Source organism: Microcoleus sp. Pol12B3 (assembly GCF_036701355.1).
Lineage (GTDB): Bacteria > Cyanobacteriota > Cyanobacteriia > Cyanobacteriales > Microcoleaceae > Microcoleus.
This window is the reverse complement of record NZ_JAUBQS010000014.1, coordinates 74610-96704: the sequence shown is the minus strand read 5'-3', so window position 1 is coordinate 96704 and position 22095 is coordinate 74610. Positions and strand designations below refer to the sequence as shown.

Sequence of the window (22095 nt, the reverse complement as noted above, 5' to 3'; positions counted from 1 at the left end):
TTTGCCTACAGTTACATTTTTTTTTAACTGGTCTAATCATTGTTTAGACAGGCAGAGAAACGCAAACTCTTGTTTCTTGCTGCGGCAAACTTTCTATTTTAAATTCTCCTCCGTGCAATTCTACAAGGCGTTGAACAATAGCCAGGCCCAATCCCAAACCTGCTTGTTGGTAAAGTTTGCGATCGAACTGCCTGTAAGCTTCTAGCTGTGCAATCTGATCGGTAGTCATGCCGCGGCCTTTGTCTTTGACAGACAGAATAAAAGTCTGATTTTCGACGAAAGTGCTTAATAAAACTGGCGTTCCTTCTAATGAAAACTTGAAGGCATTGTCCAATAGTTCTTCAACAATTTTTGCGAGTCTGACAGAATCCATAGCTACCGACGAATCTTGCAAGTTTAATTGTAAATCTTCTGTTCTATTAGCGTGTTTTGCTTGCTGCCGCGCTTTTTGACTCAGCAAAGACTTTACACAGCTAAATTCGCTATTTCGCATCTCCTTTAGCAGTTCGGGATTTGTGGCTGCTATCTCCAGTTCTGCATATAGCAAAAAGTTTTGAATCAGTCTATACAAGCGATGACCGGAAGTTTGAATTTGACCGATCATTTCTAAGATATCTGATTCCTCTAAGACCTTATATTCTGACAGAATCAGCTCAGAGAAACCCAGAATTGCATTCAAAGGAGTCCGCAATTCGTGGGGCAGCGACATACTAATATTAGTGCGTAATTCGTCTAGGGTCTTTTGAGATTGTCGGCTAATTGTTTTTTGTTTTTCAAGTCTAATAGCAATGGCTTTTAGCAGTTCTTGCGGCGTACATGGCTTAGTAATGTAATCGTCAGCTCCCAGTTCCATGCCCGTGCGAACGTCAACTTTATCGGCTTTGGCTGTGAGGAAAATAAACGGGATTGTGGCAGTCAAGGGTTCGGAGCGCAAAGCTTTGATGACGCCGTGACCATCTACTTCCGGCATCATCATGTCGCACAAAATTAAATCCGGGATTTGTTCGATCGCCAATTTGATGCCGACTTTGCCGTTAATCGCTCCTATTCCTTCAAAATTCTCGGCTTCCAGCAACTCTAAAATATTTTCTCTAATCGCTTCTTCGTCTTCTATTACCAAAATTTTAGCCACGGTGATAGCTCCTTTTAGTTAGTAGTTTGTTGGAAAGTTTTGGGTTCAGATACTTGATAAGTTTGTTTGTTAGGGGCTTAATTAATCGTTAAATCGCAGATATATAGTTGATAATTCAGTTGTTATTGACTAGGAGGGCAAATGAGAGGCAAGGTAATAGTGAAAGTTGTACCTTTTCCTTCTTGACTGTCGATCGCAAGTTGGCCACCGTGAAGTTCCACAGCCCTCTTCACAATTGCTAAACCGAGACCTGTTCCCGAAATAGTGCCGACATTTGTAGCTCGGTAAAAAGTTTCTAATATCCGCTCTCGATCGGCTTGGGGAATGCCGATGCCCTGGTCTTGAACTTGGAAAACAGCTTCTTTGTTTTGACAGTTGAGGTGCAAGGAAACTGTGCTGCCGACGGGGGAATATTTGATGGCATTTGAGAGGACATTTCCCAAGATTTGCTGCAGCAGCTTTTCATCCATTTGAGCCTCGCAGTTGCCACCTTCATATTGAAAGGCGATCGGGTGTTGGTTGCTGTCGTTGAGCTGCTGCTCTTCTACCAGTTGACGGCAAAATTTTTCGAGGTTTAAGGAAACTGGTTGAAACTGCAAGGTATTGGCTTCGATTTTACCAATTACGAGGATATCTTCTAATAACTCTGTCATGCGTTTAATTGCTAATTGAATCCGCACAAAATGAGTAGATTTTTTATCTTGGGGCCACTGAGAACTGTAGTCTTGCAGCAATCCAGCGGAAAATTGGATGGTTGTCAAAGGTGTGCGGAACTCGTGGGAAACCATTGTGACAAATTTAGCTCGCAGTTGTGAAAGTTCCTTTTCTCGTGCGAGGGCTTTGAGAATTTCCGCTTCTGCTCGTTTGCGATCGCTAATGTCACGGGCTTCAGCAATCAGCAGCAAAACTTGTCCTGTTTCATTTTTAACAGGTTTCAGTGAGAAATCAACTGTCATAATTTGGCCACTTTTGCCTAACAAGTCGATTTCGCTGCGGAAAAACTCGCCGCGACTTGCTTTGCCGATCGCCCATTGCAATTGTTCGGAAACCTGTGGCGACTGAGCCCAAATCGCCATTTCCCAAATCGGGCGGCCCACAATACCCTCCGATCGCAATCCGGCAAAATCGAGGGCTGTCTCGTTCACTTCCAGCACAATTCCTTCGGGAGTCAGCAGCTTGGTTAGCTGAAACGAAGAGTCAAAAATCGCCCTAAAGCGGCGCTCGCTTTCCCGCAGCATTTGAAAGGTTTGAGAGCGTTCGATCGCGTAGCGGATCGTCCGCACTAATAATTGAGTAGTAATTTGACCTTTAACAATATAGTCTTGAGCTCCCAAGCGAACTGATTCGAGGGCGATCGCCTCATCGTCCAAGCCTGTCATTACCACCATTGGCACATCAGGAGCAACTTCTCGCAGGCGAGTTAGCGTTTCCAAACCACGACTGTCCGGCAAAGAAAGGTCGAGCAAAACTACATCAAAGGGTTGTTTACACAGTTGTGCGATCGCCTCATGCAAGAACTCAACAGACACCAGTTCCCACTCGACGCCCACAGATACTTCTAACAGTTCTGCAAGTAAATCAGCATCAGCCGGATTGTCTTCTACTAACAGAATTTTAATCCACATAGCTTAGACGTTTTTGACTGTAAAAATTTTACTCTACCAATCTTAGGTTAAACTTTTTTGCTTTCCCTTGCCATTTTCAACTTGAAAATTATTATTTGGGAACTGTCACCACCACCAGCCACCAATCCTTAATCCATCTCACCAGCTTAGCGACTTGACTAAAATCGATAAGCCTAGTTATGTAGCACCGGGCTGACAGCCCATAAAACTTGATCCTCTCTTCATCGGCTGCTGAGGTTGTCATAATTACCACACGAATCATTTTTAACTTGAGGGCGGAGTTGATTTATATCAATATTTATAACCGTTTTTTTAGGCAACATCGGGCTAAGCAGAATTAAATTTGGACGTGAATGCGAACAGAAAAGCCTGCTTTTTCTTCAAAAAAAATTATTTTTATACCATATTTTATACTATTCTCAACTTATTAAAAATTGAATTGTCGCCAGCTTTTATAAAGTCCATTCACTCTCAATGAGCGAAGCATCCACCAGGCGAATTTCCATAGGTTGAAAACTTTTATAGGGTTCACAAGCAAAGCATCTGTTCGTTTAATTTAGAGGAAGTTTGACGACTGCCAGCCAGAATTCCTCAATTAACCTTACTACTTTAGTAAATTCTACGAAATCTACAGGTTTTGTTATGTAACAGTTGGCGTGGAGGGAATATGACTTAAAAATATCTTCTGGAGCTGCTGAAGTGCTGAGAATCACTACAGGAATTAATTTTAACTTTGGGTCAGTTTTAATTTCTTCTAGCACTTCTATACCGCTTTTTTTCGGCAGATGCAAATCTAGCAAAATCAAATCGGGACGAGGTACCCTGAGATAGGGTTCTTTTCGGCGCAAAAACTTGATTGCTTCGACTCCATCCTCCACAAAATGCAAGTTATTCAATATTTTACCCTGACTGAGGACTTCTATTGCCAAATCGGCATCGCTGGGAGAATCCTCAATCAGCAGAATCTCTATAGGTCTAACAGTGCTTCGATCGCTCATAATAGGCGTATCCTTTAAAGTATAAAAACAAAATTGAATTTTTAGGCTTCAGGTACTAATTATAGGAATAGTGAAGTAAAAAGTCGCTCCTTTTCCCTCTTGAGATTCCACCCAAATGCGCCCGCCGTGGCGTTCAACAATGCGCTTGCACATCGCCAAACCTATACCAGTACCGGAATATTGGCGGCGGGAGTGCAGGCGCGCAAAAATGATAAAAATGCGATCGGCATACTGCGGATCGATGCCAATGCCGTTATCGCGGACACTGAACACCCATTCGCTCTCTTGCCTGCAGGCAGCGATATGAATCAACGGGATATCTTGGCGACAAAATTTGATGCTGTTGGCGAGCAAATTTTGGAATAATTGCACCAGTTGAAATTCATCCGCCATCACGGTTGGCATCGCGTCGCAGGTGATTACAGCTTTTGTTTCGGCGATCGCAATTTGCAAATTGCACATAGTTTGCTTAACCACAGCGTTGCAGTCCGCCTGCTCAAACTCCTGACCTCTCGTTCCCAGGCGCGAATACGCCAACAAATCATTAATTAACTGCTGCATTCTGGTGGCACCATCGACAATATAATGAATATACTTATCTGCGCGATCGTCTAAATTTCCTTGATAGCGCTGGGCCAGCAATTGAGTGTAACTGGTAACGGCTCGGAGCGGTTCTTGCAAATCGTGGGAAGCCACATAAGCAAATTGTTCTAATTCCTCGTTGGAACGCTTCAAATCTTCTGTAAGCTGCAGCATTTGCTGCTCTGCTTCCTTGCGGCTTGTAATGTTGTAAACCAAGGCGCAACAAGACAGCAGATTACCCTGGGAATCCATGACTGGACTGGTAGACATATCAGTCCAAATATCTTTGCCATCCTTGCTTTTGAATTTAAATTCGTGTTGTTCACCAATACCTTGCTTGCGCCGCTCTATATTTTCAATAGCTTGTGGTTTGTCCCGTTCGTCCATGAAATCCAAAAGCGACCGCCCGAACATTTCTAATTCACTATAGCCTAGCATTCGCGCCATTGCGTGGTTTACGTAAGTCGTGAGGCCATTTCTGTCAATTACCCAAATACCTTCTTCTGCTAATTCAACTATTTGCCTGTACTTGAATTCGCTTTCGAGCAAAGCAGTTTCAGTTAGTTTCCGCTCAGTGATATCTTTCATAAAACAGTGGTGACCGTTAAATATCCCTTGTGCGTCGCAAGCTTTTACCATCGTTAATTGCTTATAAAAAAACGAGCGATTTTTTCGGACTCCTCTAGCTTCAACTTCTACTTTGCCAGAAATTACCATTTCCTGATAAGCTGAGAGCATCATCTCAACATCGCCCGGGTGTACGGTGAGCTGCCATTTCATGCCAAGCATTTGTTCCGGCTCGTAACCGCATTTATGAGCGTAAGCTCGGTTAACCTTCACGTAGCGCCCCTCAATATCCAGCCGCGAAATGCCTTCCACCGCATTTTGCATGGCACTGGTTAGATCGCGCAGCTCTTTTTCAGCTTGTTTGCGATCGCTAATATCCTGACCGATACCCAAAAAACCGTTAATATTTCCGTTACTATCAAATAAGGCAGTCACCGACAGCAGTACCGGAAACCGCGCACCATCTTTGCGAATGTAAGTCCATTCATTTTCGTCAGCGATTTCCCGGCACGGCAAGGCAAAAAATACTTGAATTCCCGGCTCTATTTTCACTCCCAATTCTTGAGAAAGAACTTCAGCTCTTTGAGCGACCTCCAGAGGGTCGTGAATTATTGCTAGCGTGACTTTCCCGACCACTTCTTCTAGCGAATAACCTAAAAGTTGCTCGGCAGCCCGATTAAATGTTTTAATTGTACCGTCTGGATCTGTAGAAATAATTGTGTAGTTAGCGCTATTAAGAATTGCATTTTGCAGTTGCGTCAATTCCAACAAAGTGAGTGCAATTTTTTCGCGGTAAGCGATTTCTTTTTGCAATTGGTGGTTAGAAATTTCGATTTGAGCAGTGCGCTCCGCAACTCGATGCTCCAGAGTTTCATTGAGCCGTCTATTTTCATCTTCTACCTGCTTGCGTTCTGTAATATCAGTAATAGTACACACATAACTTTTAACTTCCCCATTTTCTCCGATTTTACCGACAGATTGAGCGAATACCCAACTGATTTGAGGGTGATTAAAGCCTTGAAAGCGGTACTCAGATTTAAAGGGCAATTTCTTCTGCGCGGCGCTATACCATTCAGAAAAAACCCGCTCGCGGTCGTCTGGATGAATGCCTTGCAACCACCCTTTGCCCAAAGCTTCATCACAGCTTATTCCCGAAATTTGACACCAGCGCTCGTTGACATACAAGCAGTCTCCTCGAGCATCTGCATAAAATATTCCTACCGGCGAAGCTTCAGTTAAAGTTTGATAGCGAGCTTCCGTTTCTCGGCGTTCAATTATTTCTTTTTGCAGTATGGAATGGATCATCCCTAATTGAGTTGGACTCAGGAGAGTTAATGCTTGGGGAACGAAAGGAATTAATGCAAATGCGGTGTAACCAGAAATCGCGGCGGTAATAATTTTTAGACTGCCAGAAACCCAATAAACAGGATGCCAAAGCGTCCAAACTTCCATTATATGGGTAGTGCCGCAAGAGATAATAAAGGCTGCAAGCAGCCAAAAGATGTTGCGGAAGGGCAAGTCTTTTCGCTGACCGATAAAATAAATTAGGGATAGCGGTATTGAATAGTAGGCCAGGGCAATTATAGAGTCTGACACTATGTGGAGCGCCACGAGTTCTCGTTGCCAAAGGTAACAGTAGCCTTGAGGAATATAATTCCCGATGAATAACAGGTGATTTAAAAATTTCCAAATCATCATAAATGGAATGGGTAATCGAGAATTGGTAATTGGTAATTGGTAATTGGTAATTGGTAATTGGTAATTGGTAATTGGTAAGCGGGAATTGGTAATTGGTAATTTAACTCAATTACTTATAACCTATCTCAAATTTTTGAAAGATACAGTCTTGAACGCACCGGGGGCTAAAAACGAGGTTTCTGGTTAGATGCCTCGTTGCTAAACCGAATATTGTCGTAGAAACTGGTTTTTCTTCCGTAACTCTTAATATAGCAATTCTCAATGATTCGCGAGCTGTAGCGAGCTCTAGGTTGGGTAGAACGAAGTGAAACCCAATATTGCGATTTTAGATTTTAGATTTTAGCTTTTCCTTCCTTCTTCCTTATCTTCTAGATAACTAAAGCCTTCTTCTATCCATCGCTTACATCGTTTACATCTGTTACATCCGTTGCCGAAATTCTTCCTTCTTCTATAAAAAATGGGGCGAGCCAGAAGCCCGCCCCACCAAAAATTATGCTGCTGCTATTAACCCAGCAGCGCCTGAGCCTTAGCTACCACATTATCAACGGTGTAGCCAAACTTTTCTAAAGCAACGGGGCCCGGTGCAGAAGCGCCGAATCTGTCGATGCTGATGCTATCGCCTTCGGAACCCAAATAACGTCCCCAGCCGAAGCTAGCAGCCGCTTCAACTGCCAAGCGTTTAGTAACAGCTTTTGGCAGTACAGATTCGCGGTAAGCGGCATCTTGTAAGTCGAACAATTCCCAGCAAGGCATGGAAACTACCCGCACTTTATTGCCTGCGGCGCGCAATTTTTCAGCGGCATCAACGCAGAGGTATGTTTCGCCGCCGGTGCCGATTAAAATGATGTCGGGAGTGCCGCCGTCGTCGGACAAAATGTAAGCGCCTTTGGCTGTTCCTTCCATCGAACTTCCAGCCAAGTTAGGCAAGTTTTGGCGCGACAAAGCCATTAAAGTTGGGCGAGTGCGGCTTTCAACTGCCACTTTGTAAGCGCCTGATGTTTCATTTCCGTCTGCTGGGCGCATTACCAACAAATCGGGAATTACTCGCAAAGAAGCTAGAGTTTCCACCGGTTGGTGAGTCGGGCCGTCTTCGCCCAAGGCTACGGAGTCGTGAGTCATTACATAAATAACTCCAGCTTCCGATAGTGCAGAGAGGCGAATTGCTCCCCGCATATAGTCAGCAAATACCAAGAAAGTGGCGCAGTAAGGAATTAAACCGCCGTGCAAAAGCATACCGTTGGCGATTGCACCCATGCCGTGTTCCCGCACGCCAAACCGCAGGTTACGTCCTTCGTACTGACCTTTTTGGAAGTCTTTTTCACCCTTGAGCAAAGTCATGTTAGAAGATGCCAAGTCAGCGGAACCGCCGATCAGTTCAGGTAACACACTTGCCAAAGCATTCAAACATTTTCCAGAATGATTCCGAGTCGAATCTGCCTTATCTTCCGGCTTGTATGTCGGCAAAACTTTATCCCAACCTTCAGGAAGTTTGCCTGCCACTGTGCGCTCATATTCTGCTGCTTCGGCAGGATATGCTGCTTTATAAGCCTCAAAAGCTTTGTGCCATTCTTGCTCAGCTTGAGCACCGCGATCGACTGCTTTGCGGAAGTGTGACAAAGCATCATCAGGAATCTCAAACGGTGCGTGTTCCCACTTCAAGAAATCGCGAGTTGCTTTCACTTCATCGGTACCCAAAGCAGCACCGTGAGAACTGTAAGAATTGCGCTTGTTAGGAGAACCGTAACCAATGATGGTGCGGACTTTAATCATGGACGGTTTGTCCGTGACTTTTTTGGCTTCTTCAATAGCTTTGTGAACTGCTTCTAGGTTAGTATCTTCATCTAGAGCGGTATTGTCTACTGTAATAACGTGCCAATTGTAAGCTTCAAAACGCTTGCCGACATCTTCAGTAAAGGCCAAGCTTGTGTCGCCTTCAATAGAAATGTGATTGTCATCGTACAAGGCAATTAATTTGCCGAGTCCGAGGTGTCCGGCCAAAGAACAAGCTTCGCCAGAAATGCCTTCCATGTGGCAGCCATCACCCATGATGACATAGGTGTAGTGGTCAACAATTTTATGGTCGGGCTTGTTAAACTTAGCAGCGAGGTGAGCTTCTGCCATTGCCAAACCGACGGCATTAGCAATTCCTTGTCCGAGGGGGCCGGTGGTAACTTCTACGCCTTCGGTGACGAAGTTTTCGGGGTGTCCGGGGGTTTTGGATTCCCACTGACGAAATTGTTTGATGTCGTCGAGGGTGACGCTATCGTAGCCGGTCAAGTACATGAGGGCGTACTGTAGCATACAGCCGTGGCCGGCTGAGAGGACGAAGCGATCGCGATTAAACCACTTGGGGTTTTTGGGGTTGAACCGCATGAACCGATCCCACAGCACAAAGGCCATAGGGGCAGCGCCCATCGGCAGTCCCGGGTGTCCTGATTTTGCTTTTTCTACCGCATCGATGGCCAAAAAGCGGATAGAGTTGATGCAGAGTTCTTCGAGTGATTGGGTTGCAACAGCCATAATTCTGGTTTTTATACGTTAAGAGAGAGAGTGTGTGTGGTCGATTCTGACAGAGGTGCGATGAGCCGAGTTCGATCGCTCGCGTTTCTGCTGTTCAGTTTCTATGGAACTGCCGTGAGGCTGCACTACATATCATCTCACCTGTTGCGATCGACAGACAACTTAATTTTTTAATGTTTCGGTCGCTTTGTGCACTCGATTGTAAATTGTTATCGGAGATATTTCTGGGGCGAGTGCGGATCTGTGCGATCAGGCTACGAGAGCGTGTAACTTATTATTTGGCAAATTGGCTCTCAAAACCACCTAGTTATGATAGAGTTTGGTGTTTCTGACATCTTGCAGCTTTGTCACGAACAGGCAAGATGCCTGTTCCACAAAGAGTGAATTTTCTTGTGGGGAGTAGGGGTTGGGCTCTTCTAGCCCACCCGATCGCACGATGCCAAAATAGTGCAAGATGTCAGATATTTGTAATTTTAATCAGGCAATAACTAATGACTCTCAGTGAAGCCGAAGTCCGCAGTCAAAAAGTAGACGAACTGCGATCGCAAGGCATAGAACCGTATCCCAGTGAATCCTACGCGCGATCGCACACAGCCAAGCAAGTTCGCGAAATATTTAGTCAGCCGGGAAAAGAACTCGAAAACGGAGAAACTGACCCCGAAGAAATTTCCCTGCGATTAGCCGGCCGCATCACTTCCAAGCGAGACAGCGGCAAAATTGGTTTCATCGATTTAAAAGACGCCACAGACAAAATTCAACTCAAAATCGAGAAAGCAATCGTCACCGGCGAAGTCGGTTTGAGCTTTGAACAAATTAAAAAATTGCTCGATGTCGGCGATTTTGTCGGCGTCGAAGGTATCGGCTGCCGCACCCCCAGGGGAGAACTTTCTATTTTAGTGAGGGAATTAAAGCTTTTATCAAAAGCTACCATTCAATTTCCCGATTCTTATTATGGAATTAACGACCCCGAAGTTTGCCGCCGTCACCGCGAAATGGATTTGGCAAGCAACCAAGATGCGCTCAACCGTTTTATGCTTCGCAGCCGCATCGTTCAAAGCATCCGTTCCTATCTGTGGCAAGCAAATTTTTACGAAATAGAAACGCCAACACTGCAAGCTATTTATGGCGGTGCTGCTGCTAAGCCATTCATCACTCACCATAATGCTTTGGAAGTGGATTTATATTTGCGAGTGGCTCCAGAATTATTCTTAAAAAGAGCAATTTGCGGCGGTTTCGAGCGAGTATTTGAACTAGGGAAAGCATTTAGAAATGAGGGAATTGACAGCACCCACAATCCAGAGTTTACCTCTTTAGAAGTTTACCAAGCTTATGCCGATGTTTTCGACATTTTAACAGTTGTCGAAGACGTGATATGTTTCGCAGCGGCAGCGGTATTTGGGGATGTCAAAGAAATTGAAAATCAGGGGGAAATGATTAGTTTAGAACGCAAGTTCGACTACAGCGAAAAATATCCGGGTTTCAGCGGCAAACACTGGCAAGTGAAAACGATGGTAGAATCTGTCAGAGACGAGTTTGGGCTGGATTTTGACAGTTTGGACTTGGAAAGTGCGATCGAATCTGCAAGCAAACTCGAACTGCACCTGTCTAAGTTAGAACAACAGAGTTTAGGCTACGTGCTGTATGCAGTTTTTGACAAATTAGTTGTTCCTAAACTAATTCAACCTACATTCATCATCGACTACCCCGTCGAAGTCAGTCCCTTAGCGAAAGGACATCGCAGCAAGCCGGGATTTGTAGAACGTTTCGAGCTATTTATTAACGGTACAGAATACTCGAACGGATTCTCAGAATTGAACGATCCGAAAGAGCAAAGAAAGCGGTTTGAGGAACAGTTGGCGCAGAAAAATGCCGGCGATGACGAAGCGCATCCAATGGATGAAGACTTTATCCAAGCACTATCTTTGGGAATGCCTAATTGTGCGGGAATGGGGATCGGTGTAGACAGATTGGTGATGCTTTTAACTAATACTCAAAGCATCCGAGATGCCGTCATGTTCCCGACAATGCGGCCGGTCAAAGATTGATTGGAGTAGCTTTTTTGCCGATGTCTAATAAGTACATGGGGATTTTTTAACCGCAGATATCAGCGGATTAACACAGATAAACGCAGATGGAATTTCATCTGCGTTTATCTGCCTTTATCTGCGGTTAAAAAAACATTTTTGATATCACCGCATAAACGAACCGACAACACCGTTCAAATCTTCAGCCAAAGGATTTCCCAAAGCCTTAAACTTCCACTCGCTGCCTTCTCGATAGACTTCTCCCATCAACATATTTAATTTTCCTTCATAAGATGGGTCATTGGACAAGCGATAGCGAGCGATTTCTTTCCCGGCGGCATCTACAGCTCTCACAAAAGCATTTTCTACCAAGCCAAAATGCTGTTTTCTCTCTTTCCCATCGTAAATATTAACTCCCAAAATTATTTTGTGATATTGTGCTGGCAAAGAACTCAGTTTCACCAATATTTGTTCGTCGTCTCCGTCTCCCGCCCCGGTGAGATTGTCGCCTGAGTGAACAACTGTTTTGTCTTTGGACTCCAAATTAGAGTAATAAATTACATCCTCTTTGTAGTTCTTTAATTTGCCATTTTCGCCCAGCAGCAGAGCGTAGGAATCTAAGTCAAAATTTGCACCGCTGCTTCGGCCGAAAAGACCTTGTTTAGATTTCGCTACATCCCAGCCCAAAGCCATTGTCAGTCTGGACAAGTCGTATTCGCTTTTGCTGAGAACGATTGATTGTCCTTTTGTCAAGTTGATAGCCATAGTTTTGTGATTGTGTAAGGTTTATTTTGAAGTTGAATGATTGCCCTAAGCTAGCATTTTGTTGGCCGGCAAAAGCTGTTTCTAGGGTAAGAGATTTTTGATTCGTGCTGATTTTACCCAATGCGGATATTCGGCTGTCAACAAATCGTATAATTCCTCATCGGCAATATGTTCCGGGTCTTCTAAACTGAAGAAATCGGCGTTGTCTAGGTAGCGATCGCCCATTTCGTCAAGCTGTTCTAAAAAGCTAAAATCGCTCGCTACGGTTCTTGCTAACCACCCGCGAACTCCCTTACTTTTGACATCTTTCTGCGACTTGCCGATCGCCATAAACTGCCAAAATATCGGTTCGTGGGACGACCATTGTAACTGCTGCTTGCTTTGCGATTCGTCCGCAGTTTCTCCATCAGTTACAAACATCACGTAGACAGGTCGATCGGCTTTAATAGGTGCGTAGCGCCTGCTACCGCGACCGTCAGGAAAATAGAAGTTTCTAATTTCCTTCATCACTTTGCCGTAGTAAGTACCTCCTTCTAAAGGATACTGTTGCAGTATATGGTGGATGAAGTTTGAGAAATTGTCGATCGACATTTCACCGGGATTGTGGGGGTTGGCTCCAAACAGAAATATGTCGATCGCTGCGTTGTCATCAAACCGACATCCCAAAGCCAAAATCTTCTCTGCCAAACGCTGAATCTTGCCTGAACTGTACAGCGAAGACATGGAAGCAGAAATATCGAGGCAAAGCGCTACTTGAGCATTGTGATTTGTCAGATTTGCTTTCTTGAGCGAGATATCGGCTTTCTTAGCAAGATTAAAAATGTGCGGCGCTTTCTCCTCAAGCTTTTTGTCTAATGCTATAGCTTTCTGACTTTTGTGGCTATCTTCAATAACTGGTAACTTAGGCAGTTCTACTGTACGTTGTGCTGGCTTTTCTTGCTGTTTAATCTCTGAATGATACTTGTCAACAAAACTCTGCAACCCTGCTTTATATCCTTGTCCTACGGCCTGAAATCTCCAAGCTGCCTCTTTTTTATACAACCGTCCAAACTCGACTGCTGTTTCTTCAGAAAAACCTTCTGTTAAATCATACCGCGCTAGTTCGCTCCCGGTTTCGCGATCGTACAATCGGATAAAAGCATTTCTGATTTGGCTGAAATTTTGATGTTTAGCTTGTGCGTCGTGAATCGTGACCACAAAAACCATTTCCTCAACAGCAGCGGTTACTTTTTCTAAGTCTACATAAATTGTCTCGTCATCTCCTTGAGTGTGACCAGTTTGATTATCTCCCGAATGGGCGATCGCTCCGTCCGGCGACTGCGAGTTATTGTAAAATACAAAGTATCTTTCATCGGGGATTTTGCCGTCCGAACCTAACGCAAAAACAGAGGCATCGATATCGCAGCTTTGATGGTTTGAGTTGGATAAACTTTGTTGAGTTGCTATTTCCCATCCCAGGGCGATCGCAACTTTTGTTAAAGTAGGAGATGTTTGAGAAAGATTAAATCTTTCGCCCTTCTTTAATTGAATTCCCATCTGGTTTGTCACCTCATGAGTCTGATTGCTTAAAATCGAGGGAAACATTCCTGCTTCCGAATTTTCCCTCGATTTATTTAGATAGGATCGATCGACCTTTTATCAGGCATACTTATCTACAAAGCTTTGCAGGCCGGAATTGTAGCCTTGTCCTACAGCTTGGAACCTCCACTCGCCGTCTTTTTTGTAAAGTCTGCCAAATTCTACCGCAGTCTCCCTAGAAAAATCCTCGTCCAAATCGTACTTCGTTACCTCTGTGTTAGTAGTAGTGTCGTAAATCCTGATAAAAGCATTCCGCACTTGACCGAAGTTTTGCCTTCTGGATTCTGCTTCGTGGATAGTTACCACAAACACAATTTCTTGCACCGCCGGATCGACTTTGGTTAAATCGACTGTAACGGTTTCATCATCGCCAAATCCTTCTCCTGTTCGGCTATCTCCCAGATGTATTACAGAGGTGTCCGGCGACTCCTTGTTGTTGTAGAAAACAAAGTATTTTTCGCCGGGTATTTTGCCAGTAGCCCCCAACATAAACACGGAAGCATCTAAATCAAATGCTGCGCCTGTGTCTGTAATATTGGTATCCCATCCCAAACCAATCCCGGCATTTTTTAGCCCCGGTGCTTCTTTAGAGAGATTGATTCTCCCGCCTTTTTCCAAATTGATAGACATTTGCTCTCCTGTTCGCAACATCTTTGATGTTATTGTTAATAGTTATATCACAAATTTTAAATGTCAAGTATAAGATATCTTCCCTTTAAACGATTGATTTAGGAGCGATCGCGCTCAGGCACATAGCGATGTTATTTCACTCATTCCTCTTGCAAATTTGCCAAAATCCGATCGACCGTTTCTTTAACCGTTAGATGGGTTGAATCCAGCCAATAACCGAGACGAGGAGTTTCGGTGCGGAGCACGCGATCGAATTCATAAACCATTGTTTCGTTGGCATATCCGGTCTTGGATCTTGCTGCATCTCGTGCCGCTACAACCTCTGCCTGGGGACACAGAACGATCGCAGACAACGGCACATCATGAAACGCGGCGACTACCTCACTGAGTGCCAAACCAATGATGATGTCTTGATAGACAACCGTAAAGCCAGCCTGGAGATACTGTCGCGCTGCCATTGCTGCCAGGTGATAGCGCAGTTGAAGTTGCTGATATGCCTCTGCTGACAAATTTAAGGCCATTTCCGCCTGCCCATTCACAATCATGCGACGAAAGATATCTCCGCGCAGGTGAACACTTTTGGGCAACCGTTCGGCAAGTGATTGGGCAGCAGTTGATTTGCCAGCAGCCATGTTCCCCGTAATCAAAATAATTTGTGGCTGATGATTTGCAGGTTGTTGATTGCTATTCATACTGTTTGTAATAGATTCAATGACTCTGCGCTACAAAAAACGAGTGAGTAATAACGAGTAAATCTCAAATCGGCTCACAGATTTGTGCTGAAGGGAGTAAATTAACAAATTGCTTTTGGTACTCATCCTCTGCCATCAGTTCTCTGGTGCTTTCTATCCTGTCTAAAAACACAATTCCATCTAAATGGTCGTGTTCGTGTTGAAAAATTCGGGCCACAAAGTCTGTCAATTCTTGTCGGTGGAGTTTGCCGTCTCTACTGGTGTATTCTATCTCGATCGCCTTACTTCTGGGCACCAATCCCCGAATTCCCGGAATGCTCAAACAGCCTTCCCAGTCTTTGACTGTCTCTGTTGATGCAGCCACAATCCGGGGATTAATCATCGCTGTGGGTTCCATGTGGGGTGCTTGGGGATAGCGCAGGTTGGGGCGGGATGCGACAATGAACAGGCGATCGGACTGAGCCGCTTGAGGGGCGGCAATCCCCACTCCGTTTGCCTGCTGTACTGTAAAGATTAAGCTGTCAATCAACTGTTGAATGCGATCGTCCTGAATATTCTCGACAACTTGCGACGGGCGGCGCAGCACGGGATTTCCTAATTGAGAAATTTGCAAGATTTCTGCCATATTAATTAGTCCTTGGTAATTGGTAATTGGTAACAACTGTCAACTGTCAACCGTCAACTGTCAACCGTCAACGGCCAACTGTCAACCATCAACAGATTATCTAACTTTTTGAACCGGCAAACTTCCCGTTTTAACAGTCAAATTAACTATTTGCCCGTTGCGGTTGATTTCCATTTGCAACAGACCGCCAACCTTAGCATTTTGTACGAAATCCTGAACAGCTTCCGACTGAATAATCGGCTGATTGTTAATTTTTTGAATCACATCTCCAGCCCGCAAACCTGCCGCTGCAGCGGGAGAAGCAGGAACTACACTAACAATAGCCACACCCCGATCGACTGTAACTCGCAGGCTGCTGTTAGCGTTGCTGTTAATTTGCTCCTTAACCTCTGGATTCAGCGTCGCCATTTCAATTCCCAAATAAGCGTGTTCGACTTTCCCCGTCGAAATCAGTTCCTTCGCCACCTGTTGCGCCGCCTGAATGGGAATCGCAAACCCCAATCCTTGAGCACCTTGAATAATCGCCGTATTCATGCCAATAACTTGACCCGAAGCATTCAGCAGCGGGCCGCCGGAATTCCCCGGATTAATCGCAGCATCTGTTTGGATAAAACCGATCCGCTTGTCGGGTACGCCCACGTCAGAGCTCGATCGCCCCGTAGCGCTAATAATCCCCGCTGTTACGGAATTGTCCAAACCCAAAGGATTGCCAATCGCGATCGCCCATTCCCCAGACAACAGCTTATCCGAATTGCCGATCGCCACCACAGGCACATTATTCGCCTCAATCTTCACCACAGCCACATCCGTGACCTTATCCGCCCCCAACACCCGCCCCTGAAAGCTGCGGCCGTCCTTGAGAGTTACATTTACTGTATCGGCTCCCTCTACAACGTGAGCGTTAGTGAGAATAACGCCGTCGGCACCGATCGCAAAACCCGAACCAGTACCCCGTTCAATTCCGCCCCGGCCGCCCGAATTCGGTTCTATGCCCAAAAAATCTTGCGGCGACAGCCCTCTATTTCCCGGCTGCACCCGGCGCGAAGCATCGATCCGAACCACTGCCGGGCCAACTTTTGCCACCGCAGCCACAATAAAATTCACATTAGCCGCGTCGCCTGACAAGGAAACCGGCGGCAAGACTTTGCTAACTCGATCCTTTTCCTTTGTATTAGGAGGCAGTTGCAATTTCGGTTCCAGCCCCCTTTGTCCAGAATCCCCAGAATTTGCACGAAATTGAGAAACCGTCAGACGATCGCCCAACATGGCGGCCCCGGCTCCCGTTACCAGCAGCAATATGTAAATTGCCGGTTGCTTCCAAAATTTGCCAGTAGAACTCTTCATGGCCACGTTTTTAGGCTTTCCTGCCAAATCTAAATATTTGCTGAACAGCTCCCCGATACCTGGTTTGGGCTGCAGAGCCGCAAAAATTTTGGCGATCGGCAGACTCCCTTAAACTTTAGCATCTGACGACTAAACTCTCTAGAGTAGAATTAATATCTTGAATGCCGATCGGCAGAGGTGAGCAGTGGACATTCCCCTCGAAAGTCTGTGGAATCAGATACTTGAACGTCTCCAGGTACAACTGAGCAGACCTAGCTTTGAGACGTGGATCAAAACTGCTAGAGCCGAACAACTCGAAAATAACTGTTTGATCGTGAGCGCCCCCAATCCCTTTGCTCGCAATTGGTTGCAAAAATATTACAGAGAAATCCTTGCCGATGCAGTCGCAGAAATTCTGGGCTATCCCGTAGACATTTACTTGACAATTGCCGGAGGAAACGAAACAGGCGGCAGCAGCGACTCGGCCATAATTTGGCCCTCCCCCATCGCCGATGTCCCGGAAAGCCACTCGCTTCACCCCCCCAAACCCGCCAATTTAAACCCAAAATACCTATTTTCCCGCTTTGTCGTCGGTTCTAACAACCGCATGGCTCACGCCGCCTCCCTCGCGGTAGCCGAGTCGCCGGGCCGAGAATTCAATCCCCTATTTTTGTGTGGCGGGGTCGGTTTGGGCAAAACTCATTTGATGCAGGCGATCGGTCATTATCGCTTGGAAATTGACCCCAACGCCAAGATTTTTTACGTTTCTACTGAGAAATTTACTAACGATTTAATCGCCGCAATTCGCAAAGACAGTATGCAAACTTTCCGCGATCATTATCGGGCCGCAGATGTTTTATTGATAGATGACATCCAATTTATTGAAGGCAAAGAATACACTCAAGAAGAATTTTTTCACACTTTTAATACTTTGCACGAAGCCGGGAATCAAGTAGTTTTAGCTTCAGATCGCCCGCCGCAGCAAATCCCCCGCCTGCAAGAGCGTTTGTGTTCCAGATTTTCCATGGGATTAATTGCCGATATTCAATTGCCAGACTTGGAAACTCGGATGGCAATTTTGCAGAAAAAAGCCGAGTATGAAAATATGCGGTTGCCGCGAGATGTCATTGAATACATTGCTTCTAGTTACACTTCCAACGTTCGGGAATTGGAAGGAGCTTTGATTCGGGCGGTAGCATATCTTTCCATTACTGGTTTGCCGATGACCGTGGAAAATATCACCCCGGTTTTGAATCCACAAACTGAAAGCGTAGAGGCAACGCCAGATGCAGTAATTGCAGTTGTGGCTGAGGAGTTTGATGTTTCTGTTGAAGATTTAAAAGGAATTTCCCGTCGGCGAGAAATTAGTCTGGCACGTCAAATAGGGATGTATTTAATTCGGCAGCATACTGGTTTGAGTTTGCCGAAAGTTGGGGAAGTATTCGGTGGCAAAGATCACACGACTGTGCTTTACAGTTGCGACAAAATTGCTCAGTTGCGGAACACTGACCCGAATTTGGCTCAAACTTTGCGTCAGTTGAGCGATCGAATTAATGCTGTCAGCCGAAAAACTTGAGAAGAAGTCAGTTGTCAGTTGTCAGTTGTCACACCAATGACTCTATGTAGCGATTTCAAGATCGGCATCACCGAACGGGTAACTCTCCGATCACAGACAATTTCTATGCGTAGCAGCTTGCCTGTGGAAAAACCTGTGGAAAAGTTGCCCTCCCTTTGTGGAAAACTTTACTCGATCGCCCGAAACAGTTTTTGCACAAAAAATGGGCGGGCGATCGACCGCACCAGCTTTCCCACAAGTTTTCCACAGGTAATATCAATTCCGGCCGCGCTGCAATGATATCAAATCCGTGCTTCCGGAGTCGGGCGTAAAGTCGAATCAAGCTCGTAATTAATAATTCGCGCAATTTTCATTTTTTTGACCCCTCCTTCTACAGTCAACAGTCAAGAGTCAACAATGATAAGGAGTGCAACCGGAATCGATATCATTGGGGTCTGCGAGTCGCAACGGCTAGTTTAACTCCTTTAACCTGTCGCACCCGATCCATAACGGCTACAGCCAAGCCAAAATCAACGGTTTCGTCAGAGTTAATCACGGCAATCAGGTCTTGACGAGTAGCAGCTAAGGCGCTCAGTTGTCCGGGCAAAGCCTCTACCGTTGTGCGCTGACGATCGAGACTGACTTGTCCTTTTGAATCAATCGTGATGGTGACTCGGTTCGTTGTCTGTGTCGGCTGGCTCGCAGTCGCTTTGGGCAAATTCACAGGCAGTCCTTCAGGGCTGCTTAAGAACAAGCTAGAGAGAATGAAAAATGTGAGCAGCGAGAACACCACATCAATCAGTGGCACAATATTAATTGGTGGAGGAATTTCAGGATCTTTTGGTAGGTTCATACTCTTTTTGTGCAGTTCGATAATGACGGCGATAAAGCAGTTCTAGCTGCCCTCCATATTCTTCAATTCGGCCAACTTCGCGCTGATATAAGCCCCGGTAAATGCTGGAAAATGTCAGAGTGATAATGCCCACTAGCAATCCGGCAGAAGTGGCAATCAAGTCTTCGCTAATGCCTGCGGTCAAACCCGATTTATTTGTCGCTGCAAGGTTGCCAATGTTAATCGAGGCAAATGTGGTCATTAGCCCAAATACTGTGCCTTGAAGACCGAGCAATGGTGCTAGCGCAACGATCGTGTCAAAAATATGATTGAACCGCTTCAGTAGCAGAATTTCGATTTTTCCCTCGGTTTCTAGCGCTAGAATAAATTCTTCAGGTGTCGCCTCTTCAAGCTGCAACGTGCTGAGGAAAATGCGGGCGATCGGTAAGTCAACATTCTGCTTGAGCTTATCGATCGCACTCACCATGTTATTGAGTTGATAGAGCCGCAAAACATCATGAGCAACTTGCTTTTGTCGTCTGTAAATTCTGATCCAGAATAGGGCGCGTTCGCTCGCCAGCGTTACCGACAGAATTGAACAAAGCAGCAGCGGCCACATGACAATACCGCCTGCCAAAAATTGTTCACGTATTGCTGAAAAATTCATCCACCTCTCCTAATTGACCGCTGGCAGTGCCAGCAATTTTGCTCTACAGCACTGATGATAATTTATCTCAATAAAATATCCAATACCAAAGGCTGATGAATTTTAGTCTTCCAAGGTCATACGAGGAAATTGACATCATCTTGAATCAACGCCAGCCGATCTCGACCTGGTGACAAGCAGGTTGAAAGCAATGCTGCGTCAAGGTTTTGAGTTTAGTGAGCCAGCGAAAGGATCTTCGCCTGGTTACTCAAGAAAAGAGAGTGGGGATCGTAGAGAATCAGGTTCAAGGATCTCTCCGACGATATTATAAGTCAATAAGCTGTCAATAATCCGCTATCTTTTTTGACATTTATGGGCTTCAATGCTTTTATCATCAAGGTTCCAGAGGCATTGTCACCCAGTCAACAGCCGATCGCCCAACCCAGTGAGACTGGAACCTGTCCGCACATCGGCTGGGCGATCGCTCGTAAGATCTGCGCCCTTGCTGCAACGAAGCGGTACGCTCTTAACCCTATTCTGTTACTCTGGGAAAATAAAAATAAGAGCCAAATTTTTAACTGTAGATATAGCTAGCATTTGAGCGTTTATTTTCTAACAGAATGGCCCAAATCGAGAATTTTGGTAAAAGTCTTATGCTATAAGCCTTCCAGATTATTTTTTGCCGAAAGTGACAGCATAGGCTTAAGGACTGTAGCGTGCAAAGTAGGATCTCGCTGTACAGTCAACAGTCAACACTCAACAATGATAAGGAGTGCAACCGGAATCGATATAATTCTTAGCTACAAGTCACGCCCAGCAAACAATTAACTTTTTTTCCACAGTTTCTACAGGGCGATCGATACAAAAATAATTAAATAAATAAAAAAAACTGGTGAGCCCTAGACGCCCGACACACATAGTTCGCGACGCGCGCTAACCTCAGAAACCCGGTTTCTACGAAGATTTCTCGTTTTTACAGGCAAAATTTTGCGTAGAAACCGGGAATAAGCGCCCCATGCTTAAGCCCTACACACAGAAAAACCGACCCGCTGGCTTTCTGTGATACGATTTGTTTCTGTTTCAAATCCGGTTAATTAACCTTCCTACCATGAAATTGGTTTGCACCCAAAGTGACCTCAACGCCAACCTCTCGTTGGTAAGTCGGGCCGTTCCCTCCCGCCCGACACATCCGGTACTAGCCAACGTGCTCTTAGTAGCGGATGAGGAAAATCAGCGGGTTAGCTTGACAGCTTTCGATCTCAGTTTGGGCATTCGTACCAGCTTCGCAGCAGAAGTAACAGGCGGCGGCAGTTTTACAATACCCGCTAAATTGCTTAACGATATTGTTTCGAGACTCCCGGATGGAGAGATTACTTTAGAAGACGAAGCCGGAGACACCGTAGCATATCTCACTTGCAGTTCTGGCAGCTACCAAGTTAGAGGCATGGGCCCCGAAGAATTCCCAGAATTACCCGCAATCGAAGCCGGAACAATCCTCAAATTGCCACCCGAAGCCTTGATAGAAGGACTCAAAGGAACTTTATTTGCTACTAGCCCCGACGAGGCAAAACAGGTACTTGCAGGCGTGCATTTAAAAGTATTGCAAGATTGCTTGGAATTTGCAGCTACAGACGGCCACAGATTGGCAGTAGTTCAAACTGCAAATGAAAAAGCTGAAGGCGAAGAAACTCAAGAAGAATTTGAGGTGACAGTCCCCGCTAAAGCATTGCGGGAAGTAGAAAGAATGCTGGTGATGCGACAGTGGACTGAACCTGTAACCCTGCATTTTGAACACGGTCAAGTAGTGTTTGAGTGGGCAGACCAGCGGCTGACAACCCGCACCTTGGAAGGGCAATATCCCGCATACCGGCAGTTGATTCCGCCCTCCTTTGAGCGGCAAATTACCTTAGAAAGGCGATCGTTCTTAGCAGCAGTAGAAAGAATTGCCGTGTTTGCAGACCAAAAAAATAATATTCTCAAATGCAGCATCGACGAGGAGAATCAGGAAATTACTTTGTCTGTAGATGCTAAAGATGTCGGCTGTGGTAAAGAGTCAATGCCCGCACAGATTTCGGGAGATAGCATAGATATTGCTTTCAACGTGAAATACTTAATTGACATTTTGAAAACTGCTCAGTCTCCCGAAATTCAACTGCAATTAAACGGTGCTCTTGCACCTGTAATTTTTCAGCCTTTAGGCGGAGTCAATGCTACATTCTTGGTGATGCCAGTTCAGCTTCGAGCGTAACAGTAGCGTAACAGTAGGGTGCGCAATGCGCACCTTACCTAAATCCGTGTATCCG

19 protein-coding genes are annotated in these 22095 nt (G+C 45.4%); 5 read left to right on the top strand and 14 right to left on the bottom strand.

Annotation, left to right across the window (positions count from 1 at the left end; genetic code table 11):
- Nucleotides 1-43: 43 nt before the first annotated feature.
- The 6 genes from QUA53_RS09900 to tkt form a co-directional block, all read right to left on the bottom strand.
- Nucleotides 44-1132 carry a response regulator gene (locus QUA53_RS09900; RefSeq protein WP_333096914.1) on the bottom strand — a complete coding sequence of 363 codons (1089 nt, stop codon included), beginning with the start codon at nt 1130-1132 and terminating at the stop codon, nt 44-46.
- Nucleotides 1133-1254: 122 nt separating this feature from the next.
- Nucleotides 1255-2757, bottom strand: coding sequence for an ATP-binding protein (locus QUA53_RS09895; RefSeq protein WP_333096913.1), 1503 nt, complete (start codon nt 2755-2757; stop codon nt 1255-1257).
- 91 nt (nt 2758-2848) lie between these two features.
- Nucleotides 2849-3001: a hypothetical protein gene (locus tag QUA53_RS09890; RefSeq protein WP_333096912.1), complete on the bottom strand. Its 153-nt coding sequence runs from the start codon at nt 2999-3001 to the stop codon at nt 2849-2851.
- Between the two features lie 307 nt (nt 3002-3308).
- Complete coding sequence (locus QUA53_RS09885) at nt 3309-3755, bottom strand: response regulator (RefSeq protein ID WP_333081177.1); 447 nt, start codon at nt 3753-3755, stop codon at nt 3309-3311.
- A gap of 48 nt (nt 3756-3803) precedes the next feature.
- Entirely contained in the window at nt 3804-6602 is a 2799-nt protein-coding gene (locus QUA53_RS09880) for a PAS domain S-box protein (protein WP_333096910.1), read from the bottom strand.
- A 504-nt stretch (nt 6603-7106) separates the two neighbouring features.
- Complete coding sequence (gene tkt / locus QUA53_RS09875; RefSeq protein ID WP_333096909.1) at nt 7107-9122, bottom strand: transketolase; 2016 nt, start codon at nt 9120-9122, stop codon at nt 7107-7109.
- 36 nt (nt 9123-9158) lie between these two features.
- On the opposite strand from tkt, the gene QUA53_RS09870 reads away from it, so the two are divergent.
- A complete protein-coding gene (locus tag QUA53_RS09870; RefSeq protein ID WP_190734883.1) occupies nt 9159-9296 on the top strand; it encodes a hypothetical protein in 138 nt (45 codons plus the stop codon).
- Between the two features lie 317 nt (nt 9297-9613).
- The gene (lysS, locus tag QUA53_RS09865; protein ID WP_333096907.1) at nt 9614-11167 is read left to right on the top strand and encodes a lysine--tRNA ligase; all 1554 of its coding nucleotides are present in this window, start codon (nt 9614-9616) and stop codon (nt 11165-11167) included.
- A 144-nt stretch (nt 11168-11311) separates the two neighbouring features.
- Here the strand turns inward: lysS and QUA53_RS09860 are convergent, their stop codons facing one another.
- The 6 genes from QUA53_RS09860 to QUA53_RS09835 all read right to left on the bottom strand — a co-directional run bounded on the left by QUA53_RS09860 (nt 11312) and on the right by QUA53_RS09835 (nt 16780).
- Nucleotides 11312-11911, bottom strand: coding sequence for a TerD family protein (locus tag QUA53_RS09860; RefSeq protein ID WP_333096905.1), 600 nt, complete (start codon nt 11909-11911; stop codon nt 11312-11314).
- 81 nt (nt 11912-11992) lie between these two features.
- Nucleotides 11993-13495, bottom strand: coding sequence for a TerD family protein (locus QUA53_RS09855; RefSeq protein WP_333096903.1), 1503 nt, complete (start codon nt 13493-13495; stop codon nt 11993-11995).
- A 54-nt stretch (nt 13496-13549) separates the two neighbouring features.
- Nucleotides 13550-14119, bottom strand: coding sequence for a TerD family protein (locus QUA53_RS09850; RefSeq protein ID WP_333096902.1), 570 nt, complete (start codon nt 14117-14119; stop codon nt 13550-13552).
- Between the two features lie 140 nt (nt 14120-14259).
- Entirely contained in the window at nt 14260-14811 is a 552-nt protein-coding gene (locus QUA53_RS09845) for an AAA family ATPase (RefSeq protein ID WP_333096901.1), read from the bottom strand.
- A 64-nt stretch (nt 14812-14875) separates the two neighbouring features.
- The gene (gene def / locus QUA53_RS09840; protein WP_333096899.1) at nt 14876-15436 is read right to left on the bottom strand and encodes a peptide deformylase; all 561 of its coding nucleotides are present in this window, start codon (nt 15434-15436) and stop codon (nt 14876-14878) included.
- A 96-nt stretch (nt 15437-15532) separates the two neighbouring features.
- A complete protein-coding gene (locus QUA53_RS09835; protein ID WP_333096898.1) occupies nt 15533-16780 on the bottom strand; it encodes an HhoA/HhoB/HtrA family serine endopeptidase in 1248 nt (415 codons plus the stop codon).
- 184 nt (nt 16781-16964) lie between these two features.
- Here QUA53_RS09835 and dnaA point away from each other — a divergent pair, with 184 nt between their 5' ends.
- Nucleotides 16965-18335 carry a chromosomal replication initiator protein DnaA gene (gene dnaA / locus QUA53_RS09830; protein WP_333096897.1) on the top strand — a complete coding sequence of 457 codons (1371 nt, stop codon included), beginning with the start codon at nt 16965-16967 and terminating at the stop codon, nt 18333-18335.
- A 105-nt stretch (nt 18336-18440) separates the two neighbouring features.
- The gene (locus tag QUA53_RS09825; RefSeq protein WP_333221999.1) at nt 18441-18614 is read left to right on the top strand and encodes a hypothetical protein; all 174 of its coding nucleotides are present in this window, start codon (nt 18441-18443) and stop codon (nt 18612-18614) included.
- Between the two features lie 145 nt (nt 18615-18759).
- On the opposite strand, the gene QUA53_RS09820 is transcribed toward QUA53_RS09825, so the two are convergent.
- Nucleotides 18760-19167: a biopolymer transporter ExbD gene (locus QUA53_RS09820; protein ID WP_333096893.1), complete on the bottom strand. Its 408-nt coding sequence runs from the start codon at nt 19165-19167 to the stop codon at nt 18760-18762.
- Complete coding sequence (locus QUA53_RS09815) at nt 19145-19813, bottom strand: MotA/TolQ/ExbB proton channel family protein (RefSeq protein ID WP_333096891.1); 669 nt, start codon at nt 19811-19813, stop codon at nt 19145-19147. Before QUA53_RS09815 ends, QUA53_RS09820 begins: the two co-directional genes overlap by 23 nt.
- 1087 nt (nt 19814-20900) lie before the next feature.
- Here QUA53_RS09815 and dnaN point away from each other — a divergent pair.
- Nucleotides 20901-22040 (top strand): DNA polymerase III subunit beta, encoded by a 1140-nt coding sequence (gene dnaN / locus QUA53_RS09810; RefSeq protein WP_006632140.1) that lies wholly within the window; start codon nt 20901-20903, stop codon nt 22038-22040.
- Nucleotides 22041-22095 lie beyond the last annotated feature (55 nt).

Bases quoted from the DNA above. Each gene is read 5' to 3' on its own strand.
- QUA53_RS09850 (WP_333096902.1), bottom strand. From the start codon at position 14,119: ATGTCTATCAATTTGGAAAAAGGCGGGAGAATCAATCTCTCTAAAGAA.
- lysS (WP_333096907.1), top strand. From the start codon at position 9,614: ATGACTCTCAGTGAAGCCGAAGTCCGCAGTCAAAAAGTAGACGAACTG.
- dnaN (WP_006632140.1), top strand. From the start codon at position 20,901: ATGAAATTGGTTTGCACCCAAAGTGACCTCAACGCCAACCTCTCGTTG.
- QUA53_RS09820 (WP_333096893.1), bottom strand. From the start codon at position 19,167: ATGAACCTACCAAAAGATCCTGAAATTCCTCCACCAATTAATATTGTG.
- QUA53_RS09845 (WP_333096901.1), bottom strand. From the start codon at position 14,811: ATGAATAGCAATCAACAACCTGCAAATCATCAGCCACAAATTATTTTG.
- tkt (WP_333096909.1), bottom strand. From the start codon at position 9,122: ATGGCTGTTGCAACCCAATCACTCGAAGAACTCTGCATCAACTCTATC.
- QUA53_RS09855 (WP_333096903.1), bottom strand. From the start codon at position 13,495: ATGTTTCCCTCGATTTTAAGCAATCAGACTCATGAGGTGACAAACCAG.
- QUA53_RS09895 (WP_333096913.1), bottom strand. From the start codon at position 2,757: ATGTGGATTAAAATTCTGTTAGTAGAAGACAATCCGGCTGATGCTGAT.
- QUA53_RS09890 (WP_333096912.1), bottom strand. From the start codon at position 3,001: ATGACAACCTCAGCAGCCGATGAAGAGAGGATCAAGTTTTATGGGCTG.
- QUA53_RS09885 (WP_333081177.1), bottom strand. From the start codon at position 3,755: ATGAGCGATCGAAGCACTGTTAGACCTATAGAGATTCTGCTGATTGAG.
- QUA53_RS09860 (WP_333096905.1), bottom strand. From the start codon at position 11,911: ATGGCTATCAACTTGACAAAAGGACAATCAATCGTTCTCAGCAAAAGC.
- QUA53_RS09835 (WP_333096898.1), bottom strand. From the start codon at position 16,780: ATGAAGAGTTCTACTGGCAAATTTTGGAAGCAACCGGCAATTTACATA.
- QUA53_RS09880 (WP_333096910.1), bottom strand. From the start codon at position 6,602: ATGATGATTTGGAAATTTTTAAATCACCTGTTATTCATCGGGAATTAT.
- QUA53_RS09825 (WP_333221999.1), top strand. From the start codon at position 18,441: ATGCGTAGCAGCTTGCCTGTGGAAAAACCTGTGGAAAAGTTGCCCTCC.
- QUA53_RS09815 (WP_333096891.1), bottom strand. From the start codon at position 19,813: ATGAATTTTTCAGCAATACGTGAACAATTTTTGGCAGGCGGTATTGTC.
- def (WP_333096899.1), bottom strand. From the start codon at position 15,436: ATGGCAGAAATCTTGCAAATTTCTCAATTAGGAAATCCCGTGCTGCGC.